At 43.7% G+C, this 17,491-nt stretch carries 14 protein-coding genes and 1 other annotated feature; of the genes, 1 reads left to right on the top strand and 13 read right to left on the bottom strand.

The window, feature by feature from the left end:
- Window positions 1–36: 36 nt before the first annotated feature.
- Window positions 37–2,682 (bottom strand): valine--tRNA ligase, encoded by a 2,646-nt coding sequence (locus SLU01_RS03130; protein WP_147055259.1) that lies wholly within the window; start codon window positions 2,680–2,682, stop codon window positions 37–39.
- A 71-nt stretch (window positions 2,683–2,753) separates the two neighbouring features.
- Window positions 2,754–2,975: a binding site (T-box leader), on the bottom strand.
- A gap of 67 nt (window positions 2,976–3,042) precedes the next feature.
- Between SLU01_RS03130 and SLU01_RS18515 the strand changes: the two genes are divergently transcribed.
- Entirely contained in the window at window positions 3,043–3,234 is a 192-nt protein-coding gene (locus SLU01_RS18515; RefSeq protein WP_147055257.1) for a YszA family small membrane protein, read from the top strand.
- Here SLU01_RS18515 and SLU01_RS03120 read toward each other — a convergent pair.
- The 12 genes from SLU01_RS03120 to SLU01_RS03065 form a co-directional block, all read right to left on the bottom strand.
- Window positions 3,184–3,870, bottom strand: a complete 687-nt coding sequence (locus SLU01_RS03120) for a hypothetical protein (protein ID WP_147055255.1) — start codon at window positions 3,868–3,870, stop codon at window positions 3,184–3,186. The two genes, SLU01_RS18515 and SLU01_RS03120, sit on opposite strands and share 51 nt — an antisense overlap.
- 155 nt (window positions 3,871–4,025) lie before the next feature.
- Window positions 4,026–5,318, bottom strand: coding sequence for a glutamate-1-semialdehyde 2,1-aminomutase (gene hemL, locus SLU01_RS03115; protein WP_147055253.1), 1,293 nt, complete (start codon window positions 5,316–5,318; stop codon window positions 4,026–4,028).
- Entirely contained in the window at window positions 5,319–6,299 is a 981-nt protein-coding gene (hemB, locus tag SLU01_RS03110; protein ID WP_147055251.1) for a porphobilinogen synthase, read from the bottom strand.
- Window positions 6,296–7,060, bottom strand: coding sequence for a uroporphyrinogen-III synthase (locus SLU01_RS03105; RefSeq protein WP_147055249.1), 765 nt, complete (start codon window positions 7,058–7,060; stop codon window positions 6,296–6,298). Before SLU01_RS03105 ends, hemB begins: the two co-directional genes overlap by 4 nt.
- Window positions 7,053–7,982: a hydroxymethylbilane synthase gene (hemC, locus tag SLU01_RS03100; protein WP_147055247.1), complete on the bottom strand. Its 930-nt coding sequence runs from the start codon at window positions 7,980–7,982 to the stop codon at window positions 7,053–7,055. Before hemC ends, SLU01_RS03105 begins: the two co-directional genes overlap by 8 nt.
- Before the next feature lie 24 nt (window positions 7,983–8,006).
- Window positions 8,007–8,837, bottom strand: a complete 831-nt coding sequence (gene ccsA, locus SLU01_RS03095; protein WP_147055245.1) for a cytochrome c biogenesis protein CcsA — start codon at window positions 8,835–8,837, stop codon at window positions 8,007–8,009.
- 123 nt (window positions 8,838–8,960) lie between these two features.
- Window positions 8,961–10,316 (bottom strand): glutamyl-tRNA reductase, encoded by a 1,356-nt coding sequence (gene hemA, locus SLU01_RS03090; protein WP_147055243.1) that lies wholly within the window; start codon window positions 10,314–10,316, stop codon window positions 8,961–8,963.
- A 220-nt stretch (window positions 10,317–10,536) separates the two neighbouring features.
- A complete protein-coding gene (gene yihA / locus SLU01_RS03085) occupies window positions 10,537–11,118 on the bottom strand; it encodes a ribosome biogenesis GTP-binding protein YihA/YsxC (protein ID WP_147055241.1) in 582 nt (193 codons plus the stop codon).
- Window positions 11,115–13,424 (bottom strand): endopeptidase La, encoded by a 2,310-nt coding sequence (gene lon / locus SLU01_RS03080; protein WP_147055362.1) that lies wholly within the window; start codon window positions 13,422–13,424, stop codon window positions 11,115–11,117. The genes yihA and lon overlap by 4 nt, the downstream gene beginning before the upstream one ends.
- A 135-nt stretch (window positions 13,425–13,559) precedes the next feature.
- Window positions 13,560–14,828 carry an ATP-dependent protease ATP-binding subunit ClpX gene (gene clpX / locus SLU01_RS03075; protein WP_147055239.1) on the bottom strand — a complete coding sequence of 423 codons (1,269 nt, stop codon included), beginning with the start codon at window positions 14,826–14,828 and terminating at the stop codon, window positions 13,560–13,562.
- Window positions 14,829–14,974: 146 nt separating this feature from the next.
- Window positions 14,975–16,261 carry a trigger factor gene (gene tig / locus SLU01_RS03070; protein ID WP_147055237.1) on the bottom strand — a complete coding sequence of 429 codons (1,287 nt, stop codon included), beginning with the start codon at window positions 16,259–16,261 and terminating at the stop codon, window positions 14,975–14,977.
- Window positions 16,262–16,363: 102 nt separating this feature from the next.
- Window positions 16,364–17,491: tetratricopeptide repeat protein (locus SLU01_RS03065; RefSeq protein WP_218029689.1), on the bottom strand; the 1,128-nt coding region annotated here is incomplete at its 5' end.

Raw genomic sequence — 17,491 nt, 5'->3', positions numbered from 1 at the left:
CCTCCCGCAAACGGAGGGCCAACTTTTTTCTTCAACTTAAATCTCTTTCAACTCTTCAATCCGGCGCTCTACCGCTGCCTTCTTCTCCAAGTAATCCTTCTCTTTTGCGCGTTCCTCTTCAACGACTGCTTCTGGAGCTTTTGAAACGAACCGCTCGTTGGAAAGCTTTCCTTGAACGCGTTTCACTTCGCCTTCCCATTTCGCCAGTTCCTTCTTCAATCGCTCGATCTCTTCGTCTAGATTGAGCAATCCTTCTAACGGCAAGAATAGTTCAGCTCCCGTAATGACAGCTGACATCGATTTGCCTGGCGCTGAAATGCCGACGCCGATTTCAAGTGTCTCCGGATTGCAGAAACGTTCGATGTAATTGCGATTTGCTTCCAATACGGAAACGGTCGCTTCATCTTTTGCAGCGATATAGAGCGGTACTTTTTTGCTCATCGGCGTATTCACTTCCGCACGAATATTACGAACTGCATGGATGAGGTCGACGAGCAGCTTCATGTCCGATGCTTTTGCAGAATCCGTCAAAGAAGCATCTGCTACCGGCCAAGCCGCCACTGTGATTGACTCGCCTTCATGTGGAAGGTTTTGCCAAATCTCTTCTGTAATGAAAGGCATTAATGGATGCAACAGGCGCATCGTGTTGTCGAGAACGTAAGCGAGAACCGAACGTGTCGTCTTCTTCGCCGCTTCGTCTTCACCATACAATGGCAGTTTCGCCATTTCGATATACCAGTCGCAGAAGTCATCCCAAATGAAATTATATAATGCACGGCCAACTTCGCCGAACTCGTATTTATCGGAGAGCTTCGTCACTTGTTCGATCGTTTCATTCAACCGCGTTAAAATCCAAGCGTCTGCTACAGACTTTTCACCTGAAAGATCGATTTCATCAATCGTCATCCCGTCCATATTCATTAAAGCAAAGCGGGATGCGTTCCAGATTTTATTCGCAAAGTTCCAGATTGCTTCAACTTTTTCAGTTGAATAACGAAGGTCCTGCCCTGGAGATGAACCTGTTGCCAGGAAGTAGCGCAACGCATCCGCGCCGTATTTATCAATGACTTCCATCGGGTCAATTCCGTTGCCTAGCGACTTCGACATCTTCCGTCCATCTTCTGCACGGACGAGACCGTGGATGAGAACATCTTTGAACGGACGTTGATCCGTAAATTCAATACCTTGGAAAATCATTCGGGAAACCCAGAAGAAGATAATGTCATATCCTGTAACAAGAGCATCTGTTGGGTAATAGCGTTTGAACTCTTCGTTATCAAGATCCGGCCAGCCCATAGTTGAAAACGGCCATAACGCAGATGAAAACCATGTGTCAAGTACGTCTTCTTCCTGCTTCCAATTATCGATATTCTCCGGCGCTTCGTGCCCTACGTAAATCTCGCCAGTTTCTTTATGGTACCAGGCAGGAATCCGGTGGCCCCACCAAAGCTGACGTGAAATACACCAGTCATGAATGTTTTCCATCCAGTTTAAATACGTCTTTTCGAAACGTTCCGGAACGAAGTTGACTTTTCCTTCCCTTTGCTGAAGTTTGATCGCTTCCTGAGCTAACGGCGCCATTTTAACGAACCATTGTGTGGATAAATACGGCTCAACGACTGCTCCACTACGTTCGGAATGCCCAACAGAATGCAAATGATCTTCGATTTTGAATAAAACATCCATATCCTGCAAATCTTTGACGATTGCTTTCCGGCACTCGAAACGGTCCATTCCTTCATACTTGCCAGCAAGCTTATTCATGCTGCCGTCTTCATTCATAACAAGAACGCGAGGCAAGTCATGACGGTTGCCGATTTCAAAGTCGTTCGGGTCATGTGCAGGCGTAATCTTCACAGCTCCGCTACCGAATTCCATATCGACATAATCATCCGCAACGATTGGAATTTCACGACCGACGATTGGCAATTTAACCATTTTGCCGATCAAATGCTTATAGCGATCGTCTTCAGGATGTACAGCTACTGCTGTATCCCCTAGCATTGTCTCGGGGCGTGTCGTCGCAATTTCAATGCTGCCCGTTCCGTCCGCCAGTGGATAGCGCATATGATAGAATGCACCCTGAACATCTTTATGGATAACTTCGATGTCTGATAAAGCCGTCTTCGTAGCAGGATCCCAGTTGATAATGTACTCACCGCGGTAAATGAAGCCTTTTTCATAAAGTTTTACGAAAACTTCACGGACCGCTTTCGATAATCCTTCATCCAACGTGAACCGTTCTCTTGAATAATCAAGTGCGAGACCTAATTTAGCCCATTGTGCGCGGATATGGCCAGCATATTCACCTTTCCATTTCCATGTTTCCTCTAGGAATTTTTCGCGGCCAAGATCATAACGGGTCTTTCCATCCGCACGAAGCTTTTCTTCCACTTTCGCTTGTGTCGCGATTCCGGCATGGTCCATTCCAGGAAGCCATAATGCATCATAGCCTTGCATCCTCTTCATCCGGATGAGAATATCTTGCAATGTCGTATCCCAAGCATGGCCTAAGTGAAGCTTGCCCGTAACATTCGGCGGTGGAATGACGATTGTATAAGGTTCTTTCCCGCTTTCCGGCTGAGCTTCAAAGTATTTCCCTTTCAGCCACCATTCGTAACGGCCCGCTTCAATCGACTGCGGCTCATATTTCGTCGGCATTGACATGTTTTCTGTTGACATACGAACTCCTCCTCTTTAGTTGCACATAAAGCTTTCGGAATAAAAGTGAATACAAAAAAACTCCGTTCGTCAAAAAGGACGAAGGAGTTATCCGTGGTACCACCTTTATTCGCACATACAAATTACGTATGTGCCTCAATAACAAATAACGGTTTCAAACCGGCTTCCGCTACTTACATTTCACGGAAACTGCTCACGGGTGACTTTCTGCAATACATTTATAGGCCCTCCCAGCAATGGCGCCCTCTCTTGGATAAATGAAAATCGCGTACTCTCCCGATCAATGCATCATTATATAGTTATCAACATTGTATGCTACTCAAGGAGATTTCGTCAAGTATATTACGAAAGGAAGTTAGTATGAGAAAAGGATACAACCCTTATTTATTGCCGCCTTGGTTAAGAAAGACCAGGTTTTATTGTAAAACCATCATCATACCGATCTGTGTCTTCCAGTTGCTAAGGCTTTTGATTGTCCCTACCACAGGTGATTTCCTGCTATTATGCCTCCTCTGTGGAATAGCTTTCCTGCTTTACAAAAACATCATTTGAACGGAAACTCGTCGTTGTCCACTCATCCGGCAACCCCGCAATGTATGACAGTATATCATCATGATCATTCCATGAGCTGCTGTCATGCATTGCAACTGTCTCCTCATGGACATGCTCTGCGGTCGCTTGCAGGAACTCCTGTTTTTGCGCTACATCGGTTTTCTCTTGCGGCGGCAGTTCCGCGGTCGCTGTGTCTTGCTTTTCTTCCACCACTTCTTTAACAGCAAGCTCTCCGGATGAGGCATCTGAATACGAGCAATTGACATACCAAGCAACTGTCAACGCTCCGTTCCCGTCTGCGGTTGCCCGTACATCTGTCGTCTCAATATGCAAAGGCTGCTCAACTTCCGGAGGCAAATCGACGTGAAGCGGAACAGCATATTCAAAATATCCCGAACGTCCATCCAACTCCACATCATCGACATACACGACTTCTTCAGGCAGCTCTTCAGTTCGCTCCCCTTCATCAAAAGTCACTTGGGCCGCGATATGGTAAATGCCATTCAACCGCACAGAGTCATCTGAGCGCTTTTCTGTAAAACCAGCTTTCACTTTTACAGCACTGCCATCTGACGGAACCCCTATGTTCGTCGGGAAATAAAATGTCTCTTCCATTTTCCATTGTAAATTCTTCAATTCACGTTCCCTCCTTATCTCATTCACTTGCCATTGTATGCAGCTAGCGTGAGGGGTAGAAGGAATAGCCGTTATTTAGGGAAGCTCATTGATTATCCGTGCAATGTAAAAAAACCACCCATCATCGGCAATGCGACAATGGATGGAACAGGAATTCATCGCGCGAGCTTTGCGAACACGCGATGGAAAGCTTGAACGGTCTTTTCAATATGCTCTTCCGTATGGGAAGTCGAAAGAAACATGCCTTCGAATTGGGACGGCGGAAGGAAAATCCCTTCTTCTGCCATTAAGCGGTAGTATTCCGCAAACAATTCCAGGTCCGCTGTTTTTGCTTTATCATAATTAAGCACTTTTTCATTTGTAAAGAAGAAGCCGATCATGGAGCCGGCACGGTTCACAGTATGAGGAATATTATATTTCTCTGCTGCTTCACGGAAACCAGCTTCCAACTGGTCGCCCAACTTCTTGAAATAATCATATGAAGCAGGCGTCAATTTCGACAAAGTCGCAATGCCCGCAGTCATCGCTAACGGATTTCCGGACAACGTACCTGCTTGATACACAGTTCCTGCCGGTGCAATGTTCTCCATTATTTCCCGCTTGCCGCCGTATGCTCCAACAGGAAGACCGCCACCGATTACTTTGCCAAGGCAAGTGAGGTCAGGTGTGATTCCGAAATACCCTTGCGCACAGTTGTAATCGACACGGAATCCAGTCATTACTTCATCAAAAATGAGTAATGTGCCATTTTTCTCGGTCAATTCGCGCAATCCTTCAAGGAATCCTGGTTCTGGTGGGACGACGCCCATATTGCCGGCAACGGGTTCAACGATTACACCCGCCAAATCATCACCAAATTGTTCAAACGCTAGTTTAACACCTTCAAGATCGTTATAAGGTACTGTAATCGTGTTCTTCGCAATCCCTTCAGGAACTCCCGGGCTATCCGGCAGACCGAGTGTAGCGACGCCTGAACCGGCTTTAATTAACAACGAATCGCCATGACCGTGGTAGCACCCTTCGAACTTCAAGATTTTATTGCGTCCCGTATATCCACGAGCTAGACGCAACGCGCTCATTGTCGCTTCGGTCCCAGAAGAGACCATACGGACAACCTCGATGGAAGGAACACGCTCAATAACAATCTTCGCCAATTCATTTTCTAACAGTGTAGGCGCTCCGAAGCTTGTACCTGTTTCAGCAACGTTTTTGATGGCCGCTACAACTTCTGGATCGGTATGCCCTAAAATAAGAGGTCCCCAAGATAGGACGTAGTCAATGTATTCATTGCCGTCGATATCGGTAATCATCGGCCCTTTTCCGCTTGCCATGAAGATCGGATCCATATTAACTGATTTGAATGCCCGTACTGGTGAGTTAACACCCCCAGGCAATAAATTGACGGCTTCGGCAAATGCTTGCTTGGACTTCTCATAACTTTTTCCCAATTATTTCCCCTCCAGCCAACGCGCTGCGTCTTTTGCATGGTATGTCATGATCAGATCCGCGCCTGCGCGTTTCATACTTGTCAAAGTTTCCAAAACGATTTCCTTCTCATTGATCCAGCCATTTTGTGCGGCGGCTTTCACCATGGAATATTCCCCGCTGACATTATAAGCAACGACAGGAAGCAATACATTATTTTTTACATCACGCATAATGTCCAAATAAGACAATGCCGGTTTAACAATGAGGAAATCGGCTCCTTCCATGACATCGGATTCCGCTTCGCGCATTGCTTCCATCCGGTTAGCAGGGTCCATCTGATACGTCTTACGGTCCCCGAACTGAGGAGCCGAGTCTGCTGCATCGCGGAATGGTCCGTAGTATGCGGAAGCATATTTCACCGCGTATGACATGATCGGGATATCTTCAAAACCTGCAGCATCCAATGCTTCGCGGATGGCGATGACAAAACCGTCCATCATATTGGAAGGCGCAATAATATCTGCTCCTGCCGCCGCTTGACTCACTGCAGTTTTCGCCAATAATTCGAGCGAAGGATCATTCAATACTTTATCGCCATGAACGACCCCACAATGTCCATGGTCGGTATATTCACATAGGCAAGTGTCCGCAATGACGACAAGCTCAGGATGCTTTTCTTTGATCAACCTTGTAGCAAGTTGAACGATTCCTTCGTTATCATATGCGCCAGTACCGACATCATCTTTCTCTGCCGGGATACCGAAAAGGATGACGGAAGGGATTCCTAGTGAAACGACTTCATCCACTTCCTCCATTAAACGGTCAAGCGAGAATTGATAAATACCGGGCATTGAGCTAATCTCATTTTTCACATTTTCTCCTTCGATCACGAAAATGGGATAAATGAAATCCTCTTTTTGTAAAATAGTTTCCCTAACCATCGAACGCAAAGTAGTTGAATTGCGCAAGCGGCGATTACGTCGGAATTGTAATTGGGTCATTGGAATTCATCCTTTCTTCTCGCCAAAGATTCGACGAGTTCCTTCAGCGTATAAATTTCGGGTTTCACATCTACTTTTGCCCCTGCTTCAAGCAGCGCCTTTTCAGTGACATGCCCTATTGCACCGATTGTATAACCTTCCCAACCGATAACAGGCACCGCACTTTCTTTAAAAACACGGACAGCAGAAGGACTGGCAAATAGGACACTGCATTTTTCTGTAGTCTTCACTATATCAACTAGAGATTCAATTGAATCATGTTTAGCACCTGTCTCATATATTGTCCATTCTTCCACATGAAATGGTAATTCTTCGCGGATAATGCTACCCGCGAGAGATCCTTTCAAGAATAGAACTTTCATTTCTTTGCTTTCCACAGGCTTGAATTGCTTTACAAATACATCTGCACTAAAAACAGAAGGGATAAATTTAACCGTGAATCCGATTTTCTCGAGTGCTGCGGCTGTCTGGGTTCCGACAGCGGCAATTTTAGACGGAATATCAATTACTGAGACATTGAAATAATCCATTTTAGAATGAAAAGCTTTCACCGCGCTTTGACTCGTAAAGATTAACCAATCAAAGTCTCCACAAGTTTTCAGCTTAACTTCATCAGTTGAATCTTTAATTTCTTTCACTTGGATCAGCGGGATGGAGAGAGGGACACCTCCATATTGCTTAACGAGATCGAAAACTTCCAGCGATTTCGCCGTCCCCGTGAAAATAACGGTCTCTCCTTTTAAAGGACCATACTCAGGCATCCATTTCCGCCTTCACTTTCTCAATAACTTCCGCTGCTCCTTCTGAGCGCAGCACTTTCGCAACTTCTTTTCCGACTTCCTTCGCATCTTTCCCACGGACTGCCTTTTTAAACACTTGTTTTGCGTCCGGAGAAGCAATATAGCCGGTAAATTCAATTTCTTCGCCTACGGATTGAGCAAAACCGGCAATTGGAACTTGGCATGACCCGTCCATTTCAAAAAGAAACGTCCGCTCTGCGTCTACTTCTTTCCATGTTTTATCATCAGATATCTTCGCAAGCTCCGTCAATAACTCTTCATCATCGCTTCTGCATTCAATCGAGAGCGCCCCTTGTCCAACAGCAGGGACACAGTCTTCTACTGACATATACTCAGTAACGACATCATCACTCCAGCCCATCCGTTTCAATCCGGCAGCCGCAAGCAAGATCGCATCGTATTCCCCGTCCTGCAATTTTTGCAATCGTGTATCGATATTACCGCGGATCCATTTGATTTCCAAATCAGGACGCAACAATAATAGTTGCGAACTGCGGCGCAAACTCGATGTACCGACAATTGCTCCTACAGGCAAGTCCATGAATTTAACATGGCCGTTCGAGATGAATGCATCCCGAGGATCGACCCGTGGTGGAATACATCCGATTGTCAGCCCTTCAGGAAGAACTGCTGGCATATCCTTCATACTATGGACGGCGAAATCGATTTCTTTATTGAAAAGGGCTTGTTGTATTTCCTTGACGAATAACCCTTTACCCCCCACTTTTGAAAGCATGACATCGAGAATTTTGTCTCCTTTTGTGACAATCTCTTTCACTTCGAATTCAAATGGTGCGCCTGCAGCTTTCATTTGGTCAATGAACCAATTCGTTTGCGTCAAAGCAAGCTTACTCCTTCTTGAACCTACGATGATTTTTCTCAATCTGATCTTCCTTCCGCTGTTAAGTTAAATCCAGAAATGGAATTGTGACAATCTGCTTCCAAGGAAAAAGTTAATGATGACAAAAAGAAAAGCGAAGATGTTCGCCCAAGCAAAATCATTCACTTTCAACTTTCCGTTTCTTTGCAAAAACAATAGTAAACTATAAAGAATAATAACGAGGAATGACCCGATGATTTTAATATCGGACAACACCCAATCATCTAATGCGATAAATGCCCATTGCGTTCCTAAAACAAGGCTGATGAACAATAAGGGTATTCCTGTATAGATCGATACTTTCATCCCCGTCATGGATTGGTGAAGTGAAGGCAGCCGACCGAACTGCTTCGTCCATTTCTTCTTTTTCAGTAGTTTATAAACAAGTAAATATAAAATCCCAAAAACTAATGACATCGCAAATGCCGCGTACGACAAAATGGCAAATGTAATGTGGATGAAAAGCAACTCGGAAATGAGTGATTCGCCAACCGGAGATTTTTCAATCTGCAAGGGAGCGAATGTATGGATTGTCATGAAAATGAATCCGATGACATTTAAAAAGAAGACGGCGAATCCCACTTTCGAAAACACTTGAAGAATCATCGACAATGAAATTAGCAGCCAAGCATAGAAATAGATCCCTTCGTATAGGGAAAGGATCGGAAATCGCTGTGTTTCTATTATTTGCGCTATGAGGAATCCACTTTGCATCATATAGACGACAGACAAAATCCAAAAAGCACTACGATGTGCGATTTTATTACTATTCAAATAGTCAATGAAATAAAATACAAGACTAACCGCATAAAGGACGATAATCACTTCATGGAATCTCGCCAGAGTCATTTCGGCCATGAGGCAACCTCTGCCTTTCACGAGAAGATAAAAATCATTTCAATCTTTTTGCCGACCCTGTGTCAAGGTATTATCAGCATTCATCCCGCGACTTTTGAACTCGCGGGATGAATGCGATTAAAATCAAAATGTCAAATCAGGTTGTCCAATTGTAGGTCTTGCGTTTTCACTGCGTGTCTCATGTTCCGATCGACGCAAATCCAATTCTTCCGCTTCTTCAACTAGACCAAAGATCTGTTTGAACAAAGCCAATTTCTCTTCGGCCTTGCTGTCCATCGCTAGCTCTTTCGCTTGAAGGATCGGCTCCTTCAACAATTGATTGACGATTGATTTGGTATGCTTATTTAATACTTTCTTTTCACGTTCAGTTAAATTCGGCATTTTGTTTTCGATGCTCTCCATCGTCTCTGCCTGGATTGTAAGGGCTTTTTCCCGCAATGAGGATATGAGCGGTACTACTCCTAAAGTCGCAATCCATTCTTTAAACGCGACGATTTCCCCTTCAATCATCAAACCGATCTCAGTGGCTGCACGTTTACGTTCTGCCAAGTTTGCTTCAACGATTCCTTGTAAGTCATCAATATCGTAAAGGAATACATTTGGCAAATCTCCGATGCGAGGGTCCAAGTCACGGGGCACTGCAATGTCCACCATGAAAATTGGTTTCCCTTTTCGAAGTTTTTCAACAAACTGCATCAATTCAAAATCGATGACAAAATCGGATGCGCCTGTTGAGCTGATTAATATATCGGCTTCCAACAAAGTGCATTGCAATTCTTGCATTGGCTTTGCAACCCCGCCGAATTGCTGAGCCATCGCTTCTGCTTTCGTTAACGTACGATTGATAACGGTGACCTTACCCGCCCCGCTGCCGTGCAAGTTTTTAATTGCCAATTCGCCCATCTTTCCAGCACCGAGAATGGCGATATGTTTATGTTTCAATGAACCAAAGATCTTCTTTCCGAGTTCGACTGCAGCGTAGGAAACGGATACAGCATTTTCTCCAATCGCTGTTTCAGAATGGGCACGTTTCGCTAGCGTAATGGCCTTTTTGAATAATTCATTAAAGACTGTGCCAGTCGTGCCGATTTCCTGTGCTTTTAGAAAGCTGTCCCGGACTTGTCCTAAGATTTGCGTTTCGCCGAGGACCATTGAATCGATTCCTGCAGCGACTCTCATTAAGTGTTCGATTGCTGCATCGTTTTCATATATAAGTAAATGAGGCGATAATTCTTCCAGGTCCATTTTGAACCAATCCGCTAAAAATCGTTTTACATAGTAGCGGCCTGTATGAGTTTGGTCGGCTACTGCATAGATTTCGGTACGATTACATGTAGAAATGATAATGTTTTCCAATATGCTCTTTTCTTTTTGAAGAGCTTGCATTGCTGATGACAATTGATCTTCAGCAAACGATAATTTTTCTCTGATTTCTACTGGAGCCGTCCGGTGGTTGACACCGACCACGATTGTATACATTAGGTGTTCACACCTCTCCCGTTCTTTTTAACATATCCGATTATAACATATTTCCTTTTGTTTTTCAGTTAAAGTTTGTGACTAACTCTTGAATTATCAATGGTTTGTCTGTAGTTTTTATAATGATTATAATTAATGTGAGTGAAAAAATAAAAGCAGAGGGTGAATTATAAAATTCCTCCTCTACTTTAGGTTTCTCATCATTCACGTAAAAGATGCATTACATTCTGCTTTCTATTTCATACCAGGCTTGGTCCATTCCGATCCCTTTTTCAGAGGAGAAGAGGACTAACGGATCGCCGGCGCGCATGTGCAAAGTGTCTTTGACAATTTTCTTATGCTTTTCCCACTTGCCTTTAGGGATTTTATCTGCTTTCGTCGCAATGACGATTGTCGGGAGATTATAATGTCCCAAAAAGTCATACATGATGCAATCATCTTTGCTTGGCGGATGACGAAGGTCGACGATGAGGACGACTGCACGCAGCTGTTCTCTGCCTGTCAAATACCTCTCAATCATTTTCCCCCATGCTTCCCGCTCCGACTTGGAAACTTTTGCATAACCGTATCCCGGAACATCGACGAAAAAAAGTTTTTCTTCGATTTTATAAAAATTCAACGTTTGAGTCTTTCCTGGTTTTGAGGAAGTGCGAGCCAAACTTTTTCGTCCGATCATTTTATTGATAAATGATGATTTCCCAACATTTGAGCGTCCTGCTAACGCAAATTCTGGGAAGCCGTCATCTGGGTATTGTTCCGGCCTCACTGCGCTCATAATCATTTCAACTTGGTTCACTTTCATTCGGGTGCCTCCTCCAATGCAATCGCTAAAACTTCTTCAGCATCCGAAACAAGCTTGAATGTCAGCTCACTACGTACACTTTCTGGTATATCTTCAATATCTCGTTCATTCGCCGCTGGTAAAATGATTGTTGTAAGCCCTGCGCGATGTGCACTTAACGACTTTTCTTTCACTCCGCCAATTGGTAAAACCCTGCCCCGAAGTGTAATTTCTCCTGTCATTCCTACTTCACGGCGAATCGGGCGCTTCGTCAACGATGAAACTAAAGCCGTTGCAATCGTCACTCCCGCCGATGGACCATCTTTCGGCACGGCTCCTTCTGGGACATGTATATGGATGTCACTTGATTCATGGAAATCTGGATCAATATTGAATTCTTCCGCCTTCGACCGGACATAGGACAGTGCAGTCTGCGCGGATTCTTTCATAACATCTCCTAATTTTCCTGTCAGTATCAATTTACCTTTTCCAGGTGATAATGAAACCTCAATTTGAAGCGTATCTCCGCCTACGGTCGTGTAAGCTAGCCCGGTCGCTACGCCAATTTGATTTTTCTTCTCCGCTTGTCCAAAGCTATGCTTTCTTTTCCCTAACAGTGTTTCAAGCGATTTCGAACTGACTGTGACACTTTTCTTTTCCCCAGTTACAATCTGCTTTGCCGCTCTTCTGCAAATCCGGGCGATTTCGCGTTCCAAACCACGCACACCCGCTTCACGTGTATAATACCGGACAATATTCATAATCGCTTCATCATTGAAGCGCACTTGAGACTTCGTTAAGCCATGTTCCTTCAATTGTTTAGGGATTAAATGGTTTTTCGCGATGGCACGCTTTTCGATTTCTGTGTAGCCCGGTATCGAGATAATTTCCATCCGGTCTCTTAAAGGGCCAGGAATGGAGCTTAGATCATTGGAAGTAGCAATGAATAAAACATCCGATAAATCATACGGTTCCTCTATATAATGATCACTAAATGTGGAATTCTGTTCAGGATCAAGCACTTCCAACATCGCAGAGGAAGGATCCCCCCTGAAATCATTAGACATTTTATCAATTTCGTCCAGTAGGAAAACGGGGTTGATTTTTCCGGCTTTTTTCATACCTTGGATGATGCGGCCAGGCATCGCACCAACATACGTACGACGATGTCCGCGTATTTCAGATTCATCCCTGACGCCGCCAAGTGAAATCCGGACAAATTTCCGTCCCAATGACTCCGCAATGGACCGTGCCAATGACGTTTTACCGACACCAGGCGGTCCGTCCAGGCAAAGGATCGGTCCACGAAGAGAGTTTGTCATTTGACGCACAGCCAAATATTCCAATATCCGTTCTTTTACGGATTCCAACCCTTCATGATCACGGTTCAATATCGTTTCGGATCTTTTAATGTCCAATTGATCCTTCGAAGCGACAGACCATGGCAACGCGATTAGCCAATCGATATAATTTCGGATAACTCCGCTTTCAGCTGATGCTGAGTGCACCTTTTCATATCGATCAAGCTCACGAAATGCAGCCTGTTTTACATTTTCAGGCATGCCAGCTTTCTCGATCTTTTCGGTTAGCTCCACAATTTCTATATTCTTTCCGTCTTTATCGCCAAGTTCTTTCTGGATCGCTTTCATCTGCTCACGCAAATAAAATTCTTTCTGTGTACGCTCCATCGCTTCTTTCACACGATTATTGATTTTACGTTCCAGTTCAAGAATTGCTTGTTCATCATGAAGTTTGGCAATTAGAAATTCCAGTCTCTTTTTCACATCAGTAATTTCAAGTATTTCCTGTTTTGCTGAGAGCTTCAATGGAAGATGTGAAGCGACCATATCGGCCAGCCTTCCCGGTTCTTCGATGGATGCGATCGAATCGAATGTCTCTTCAGATACTTTCCCCGAATAAGCTGTGAACGTTTCGAAATACGGCAGTAAAGCACGCATAAGTGCAATACTTTCTGCATCAGTACGTGTATCATCGGGAATCCTTACGACGTCAACGACTGGATATAAATCCGCTTCCTCATAATTCGACCATTCTGCCCGCTCAATACCTTCGATGTACAAACGATATGTACCGTTGTTTAGGGCTGTCAACGATTTCACATGTGCCAATAGACCGACTTTGTAAAGATCATCAGCATCCGGACTTTCAACAGCAGTATCCTTTTGGGAAGCCAGCATAATTAAATTATCATTCGCTATTGCGTGTTCGACCGCAAAGACGGAGCGCTCTCTCCCGACGTCAATATGTAAAACCATCGTCGGGTAAACTAACAACCCGCGCAAAGGTAATAAAGGTACGTTTTGCATTTTAAGATTTTGCAAGCGGAAGCCACCTCCATAAGTTATGTATGTCCAATTATTATGTTCATATAAGGTGGAAAAAGCCGACAACCGATGAGCGAAAAGATCGCATCGCCGGAGTCGGCTTTATTCCTCCAATTATCATGCCGTGTTCTTCTCTTGATCGAGATCCAGCTGTGTCCCATCTTCTCGATACAAAATCGGGCTTGATTTCTGCAGGACGGAATCTTTCGTAATGATGCATTCTGTAACTTCATCAAGCGATGGCAGTTCGTACATAATATCCAACATGATGTTTTCGATGATGGAACGCAATCCACGGGCACCCGTCTTGCGCTCAATCGCTTCTTTAGCAATTTCAAGAAGAGCATCTTCTTCAAACCGTAATTCAACGCCATCCAGTTCAACCATTTTTTGATACTGTTTAACGATGGCATTTTTAGGAACCGTCAATATTTGATAGAGCGTGTCTTCGCTTAAAGGCTCAAGTGTTGCAATAACCGGCAACCGGCCAATGAATTCCGGAATTAGTCCGAAGCGCTGCAAATCTTCCGGGATCAGCTTTGAAAGCAATGATGCTTCCTCACCTGTCGCCTCTTCCGTATTCGTTCCAAATCCAATCACTTTTTGCCCCGTACGGCGCTTAATGATTTCTTCCATACCATCAAATGCACCACCGACGATGAAAAGGATATTTGTCGTGTCGATTTGCAGGAATTCCTGGTGCGGATGCTTCCGCCCTCCTTGAGGTGGAACGCTTGCTACAGTACCTTCAAGAATTTTCAACAACGCTTGTTGTACACCTTCACCAGAAACATCACGAGTGATCGATGCATTTTCTGATTTACGGGCAACCTTATCGATTTCATCGATATAAATAATTCCTTTTTCTGCTCGTTCAATATCAAAATCGGCAGCTTGAATTAACTTCAATAGGATATTCTCCACATCCTCACCGACATATCCGGCTTCCGTTAAAGAAGTTGCGTCCGCAATTGCGAAAGGAACATCCAATATACGTGCCAAAGTTTGGGCCAATAACGTTTTACCGCTACCAGTAGGTCCAATCAATACGATATTGGATTTAGCGATTTCTACGTCATCTACCTTGCTATTCGTATTAATCCGCTTGTAATGATTATAAACAGCTACAGCCAAAGACTTCTTTGCTCGATCTTGGCCAATAATATATTCATCAAGTATGCCTTGGATTTCACGTGGTTTCGGAACGTCCTTCAGCTCGAAGTGCTCATCTAGGCCTACTTCCTCCTCGACGATTTCTGCACATAGTTCAACGCATTCATCACAAATATAAACACCTTGACCAGCGACAAGTTTCCTCACTTGGTCCTGGTTTTTCCCACAAAAAGAACAACTTAGATTATCTTTTTCGTCATTAAATTTGAACATCAAGCTCACCCCTATTCAAGTGACAATCTTACAAGATTCCCCGCTTATAATCAACTAATTAGAACTTATCATCTTTTCCCATCGGGCATATTACACCTATGAAAAACAAGGTACGGAAAACCGCACCTTGTATAATTCATCTACAATTATTCAGTGATTTTTGCGTTTTCAACGAGGAATTCAACTGTTTTGTTGAATTTCAAGTCGTTTTCAAGGACCTTAGTTCCGCCTAAAGTCGTTTTGATTTGGTCAATTTCCATGCCGAATTGCTCTGACATTTTTTCAAGCTCTGCATTAACTTCTTCTTCTGTTACTTTAATATCTTCTGCAGCGCCGATTGCTTCTAGTGTAAGTGAAACACGTACGCGGTTAAGTGCGTCGTCTCTCATTTGTCCACGTAAAGCTGTTTCATCTTGACCGGAGAATTGGAAGTAAAGTTCAAGATTCATACCTTGCATTTGAAGGCGTTGTCCGAACTCATCCATCATACGATCCACTTCAGAATCGATCATTACTTCAGGAATATCAATTTCAGCGTTTCTTGCGGCAGCTTCTACGAGATCATCACGTAAAGCTGTTGCAGATGCGCCTTTTTTCTCTTCAGTCGTTTGTTCTTTCATTTTTGCACGAAGAGCTTCAAGACTCTCAACTTCTTCGTCGATTTCTTTTGCAAGTTCGTCGTCAAGCTCAGGAACTTCCTTCGACTTGATTTCATGTACTTTCACTTTAAATACAGCAGGCTTTCCAGCTAATTCTGCAGCGTGGTATTCTTCAGGGAAAGAAACTTCGACGTCTTTTTCTTCGCCTTGTTTCATGCCGATAACTTGCTCTTCAAATCCAGGGATGAATGAACCAGATCCGATTTCAAGATCGTATCCTTCTGCTTTGCCCCCTTCGAAAGCTTCGCCATCAACGAATCCTTCAAAGTCCAAGTTGACTGTGTCGCCATTTTCAACAGCACCGTCTTCTTTAACGACCATTTCAGCAAGAGCCTTTTGGCGATCTTTCAATTGCTCTTCAATCTCTTCGTCAGTAACTTCTGTTTCTTGACGTGTCACTTCAAGGCCTTTATATTCGCCTAGTTTAACTTCAGGCTTCAATGTAACATGCGCTTTGAATACAAGCGCTTTGCCTTTTTCCATTTCATCGATTTCGATTTCTGGTTGTGCAATCGGCTCTACATCAGCCTCATCAAGTGCATTTGAATAAGCTTCAGGTAGAATGATGTCTAATGCATCATTATAAAGTGATTCAACGCCGTACATTCTTTCGAACATTTTACGCGGCATTTTACCTTTACGGAAACCTGGCGCCTGTACTTTTGTAACGACTTTCTTGAATGCTGCGTCAAGTGCAGCGTCTACTGTTTCTGCAGGAACTTCAACTGTAAGTGTCCCTTTGTTTCCTTCTTCTTTTTCCCATTTAACTGACATTATTAAAACCCTCCGAATCATTATGACCAGTATATTTTCGCACGTTAATACTCAATTTACAACCCTTACAGTATATCATAGTCTTTCGATCTTTCAACAGATTTAATGAACCTCTTCGTCGGTTAGCCCATCAACGTATCTGATTAAAGAATTCAAATCTGTAACTTCCATCGGTTCCCCTGTGAACATGCTCTCTATGTATTGTTTGTATGCATCAGCGACTTCCTCAGTCGAATATCCTTCCCAAGTGAATGGATAGGCGAAAATTGCATATCGCTGACTTGCGTCGATCGCCAATTGCATGCGCGAAGGATCCTTTTCATAAAGCTTGCTTATGTTGTCGACTACTTCAATAGAACGATCATCTTGGCCTGGAAGTTCAAGCTCAACAGGGATCACAAGTTTCGCTATACCGAATTTTGGAACGATGACTCCCTCGTCGTAACCCGCATCTCTTAAAAGGACAAGTGCATATGAAATCACCATCGGATGTAATTCCTCTTCTTCGACTATGTGACAAAGAAGCTTCTTCGTAGCCGCATCCAATTCACATTTTTCAAAAGCAGCTAGCATTTCTTGTTGAATTTCAGTTGTTTTTCCCATGAATTCTTCGAAGGTGAAGACATCAACCAATACTCTCGGCTCTTCATCTTCACGACTATATCTAGAGGACAGTCTTTCGTTCAGATCCTGTAAATATTTGAATTTCTTTTTCATATCTGGCGGTACGATGTCTTCGTCGAGGAGAGCATCAATTGTCATTTCGACTTCTTCGTAATGCTGTAATTGGATACTAATTGCTAAATACAGTTCCATAGCGTCAAGATATTCTGTCGTACCGCTATGGAGTAATTTGGCAGCCACTTCTTTCGCCTTTTCAAAGTCTTTCGTTTCATATAATGCAACTGCATAAGGGGCTAACAGCCGAGCATTGTCGGGATCAAAACGATAAACTTGTTTAAAAGCCGCCACAGCCTCTGCGTATTCCGTATCTTCGACTGCGTCCAACCCTTTTTCAATGAGTTGCTCCATAGATCCAGGGAACACAACTACATTATCCTTTTTTAATATCCTTCCATATCGATGTCTCATTGGTCTCACCTTCTTTCCCTTATCCACTATAGCATATAGCATTTTCAATTCGGAAATGAAATATTCGGTCATACGTAAAACAAATAGTAAGTGTTCATATAAACGGATTTCCGCTTCAGGCGGACGCTTTCCGGGGGG

The sequence above is a fragment of the Sporosarcina luteola genome (assembly GCF_007991495.1).
In the GTDB taxonomy this organism is placed as follows: domain Bacteria; phylum Bacillota; class Bacilli; order Bacillales_A; family Planococcaceae; genus Sporosarcina; species Sporosarcina luteola.
Note: the sequence above shows the minus strand (reverse complement) of the source record. Positions and strands in the feature narration are given on the sequence as shown.